Origin of the sequence: Limnospira sp. PMC 1279.21 (genome assembly GCF_032349615.1) — a bacterium.
GTDB classification, from domain to species: Bacteria; Cyanobacteriota; Cyanobacteriia; order Cyanobacteriales; family Microcoleaceae; genus Limnospira; species Limnospira fusiformis.
The window spans coordinates 1-2,726 of record NZ_JARPLU010000316.1 but is presented as its reverse complement, the minus strand read 5'-3'; the positions used below and the strand labels follow the sequence as shown (position 1 = coordinate 2,726).

The 2,726-nt window shown below is 43.9% G+C and carries 3 protein-coding genes; 2 read left to right on the top strand and 1 reads right to left on the bottom strand.

Annotated features, from left to right (window positions below; all coding sequences use genetic code 11):
* Positions 1–183 (bottom strand): IS630 transposase-related protein (locus tag P5683_RS24025; RefSeq protein WP_315645028.1); only part of this gene is annotated, 183 nt, incomplete at its 3' end.
* A gap of 1 nt (position 184) precedes the next feature.
* On the opposite strand from P5683_RS24025, the gene P5683_RS24020 reads away from it, so the two are divergent.
* A complete protein-coding gene (locus P5683_RS24020) occupies positions 185–1,078 on the top strand; it encodes an RNA-guided endonuclease TnpB family protein (RefSeq protein WP_006669814.1) in 894 nt (297 codons plus the stop codon).
* A 146-nt stretch (positions 1,079–1,224) separates the two neighbouring features.
* Positions 1,225–2,529 carry a ribulose bisphosphate carboxylase small subunit gene (locus tag P5683_RS24015; RefSeq protein ID WP_006623851.1) on the top strand — a complete coding sequence of 435 codons (1,305 nt, stop codon included), beginning with the start codon at positions 1,225–1,227 and terminating at the stop codon, positions 2,527–2,529.
* Positions 2,530–2,726: the final 197 nt, after the last annotated feature.

Sequence of the window (2,726 nt, the reverse complement as noted above, 5' to 3'; positions counted from 1 at the left end):
ATTGCCAGGTGGGTGATTAGGTTTAGGGAGGAAGTCTCCGGTCTGTGCTTTTCTTTGCAGCCAGAGATTAATGGTGTTCCTGCTGACATGGAAAACTTGACTGGCTTCTGTTTTGGGCATACCGTCTAGTTCAATGGCATCAATAACTTTTTGTCTGAGGTCGTAACTATAGGGGGCTGGCATTTTGGGTCTTCTTAGTCATCTCGTCCTCTCCATTATACGTCCTAAGTGTTCTGTCTTGTGCTATAACTTCACCAAAGGAACATGGTACAGCAAGTTAACAAAAACACTATCGTTTAAGGCAAGTGAACCAGTACCAGTCAGATGTGAGTACGGCACTCAATTAGTTTATCGGCGCGGCCTATGGTTTGCTATTTTCCCTGAACCCGTAATCGCAACGCATACATCTTCCCCAAAAATAATTGCCTTAGATCCTGGTGTCAGAACTTTTTTGACCGGATATGACGGCGATAAAGTCATTGAAATTGGCAATGGTGACATGGGACGAATCGTGAGATTATGTCAACACGAATATAATTTAATTAGCCGTTCAACTAAGGTAAGTGCTAAACAACGCCGTTCAATGAGAAAAGCGGCTAATCGGATTCGAGAAAAGATTCGGAACTTAATTGATGAAGTACACAAAAAAACAGCTCATTATCTGACTAATAACTATGGATTAATTTTTCTTCCTCGCTTCGAGTCCTCCCAAATGGTAGCCAAGTCAAGAAGAAAAATTAGATCTAAAACAGTCAGAAGTATGCTGACTTGGGCTCATTATCGATTTAAGTTAATTCTGAAACATCAAGCAGCAAAGCGTGGTTGCGTGGTGCTTGATGTGGGCGAAAGTCACACATCTAAAACCTGTGGAGCGTGTGGACATCGCCACGCCCAACTAGGTGGTGCGAAGATACATAAGTGTCCCCACTGTGGTAGTCAAACACCTAGAGATGCGAATGGCGCACGTAATATAATGTTACGTGCTTTGAGGGATTCCTCCTTTACTGTCAGCAATGATGGTATTGTTATAGTTACAGTCCGAGCATGGTCAATCAATGTTAAGGAATGTTCAGCTTAAATGAATCAGGGCGATAATATGAATCGCAGCCCTGCGCTAGTTCCGACCCCACGAGCCAGAAGATTAATCAACCCGCCCTTTCGCGAGAGATTATGATGCACCCAACCCGCTAAAATTGGGTTAATAACTATCACAAAAATAGATTTATGTCTTACTACATTTCACCTCGATTTCTTGATAAGGTTTCCGTCCATATTACCAAAAACTTTTTAGATATTCCCCGGATAAAAGTTCCCCTAATTTTAGGAATACACGGACGCAAGGGAGAAGGCAAAACCTTCCAATGTGAACTTGTCTTTAAGACCATGGGAATTGAACCCGTGATGATTTCTGGGGGAGAATTAGAAAGTCCTGATGCCGGAGATCCCTCCCGACTGCTACGGCTACGGTATCGGGAAGCGGCCGAACAGGTGCGGGTAAAAGGTCAAATGTGCGCCATTTTTATTAATGATTTTGATGCCGGGGCTGGCAGGTTTGACTCAGGAACTCAATACACGGTTAACACTCAATTAGTTAATGCTACACTAATGAATATTGCCGACAATCCTACTAATGTGCAATTACCCGGAAGTTATGATGAAACCCCATTACATCGGATTCCGATTATTATAACGGGAAATGATTTCTCTACCCTCTACGCCCCTTTAATTCGCGATGGTCGGATGGATAAGTTTTATTGGGAACCTAGCCGGGAGGATCGCATTGCTATTGTGCGGGGAATTTTTGCTGATGATTCACTCTCGGATAGTCAGATTATCAAATTGGTTGATGATTTTACCGGACAGGCGATTGATTTCTTTAGTGCTATGCGATCGCGTATTTATGACGAACAAATCCGCGAGTTTATCTATCATCAAGGCTTAGATAAAATCTCGCGCCGCCTAGTTAATAGTGTCGACAAACCCCCCGAACTTCCTCAGCCTGATTTTAGTCTTCAACACCTGATCGAGTCTGGGCGTGCTATGGTAGAAGAACAGCAGCAAATCCAGAAACTACGCTTGGTGGAAGAATATAACCAATTCCGCACGGTTAATTCTCAGCCAATTAACCGCAATCCTCAACCGATTAATCAACCACACCTTCCCTATAACCCGGTCATGCCTCCCCATGCTTTTGATGATTTAGGTCCCTCTAATTGGCAGGGAGATAGTAGCAGTTCAACTACTTTTATTGACGGTCAAACTGTCAGCAGTAAGCTGAGTTTAGATGTTTTGGAACAGGTGCAAAAAATCCGGTCAGGGGGTTATCAAATTGGTTTGGAATATGCTGATCAGCGTCACTTTAAGACGGGTTCCTGGAAAAGTTGTGCTATTATTGATGGCGGTATCCCCGAGGCGATCGCTTCTGTGGAAAATTGCCTAAGTCAACACCCAAAGGACTATGTGCGACTGTTAGGCATTGACCCCAAACAGCGGCGGCGTGTGGTGGAAACCATCATTCAGCGTCCCTAAAACCATAAAAGTAGGGGTGAAATGTCCGCCGGGACACACCCCTAATTAAAGTCTTAGAAGCCACAATAACAGCTACAACCCCTAGTTAGGGTGGGTTCAATTCAAGCATTTTCTGGGATGCGATCGCTATGGCATCTTCACTGGTGGATATTTGACCCTCAGCCTTAGCAATTTGTATCTCTTGGAGTAGATCCCCT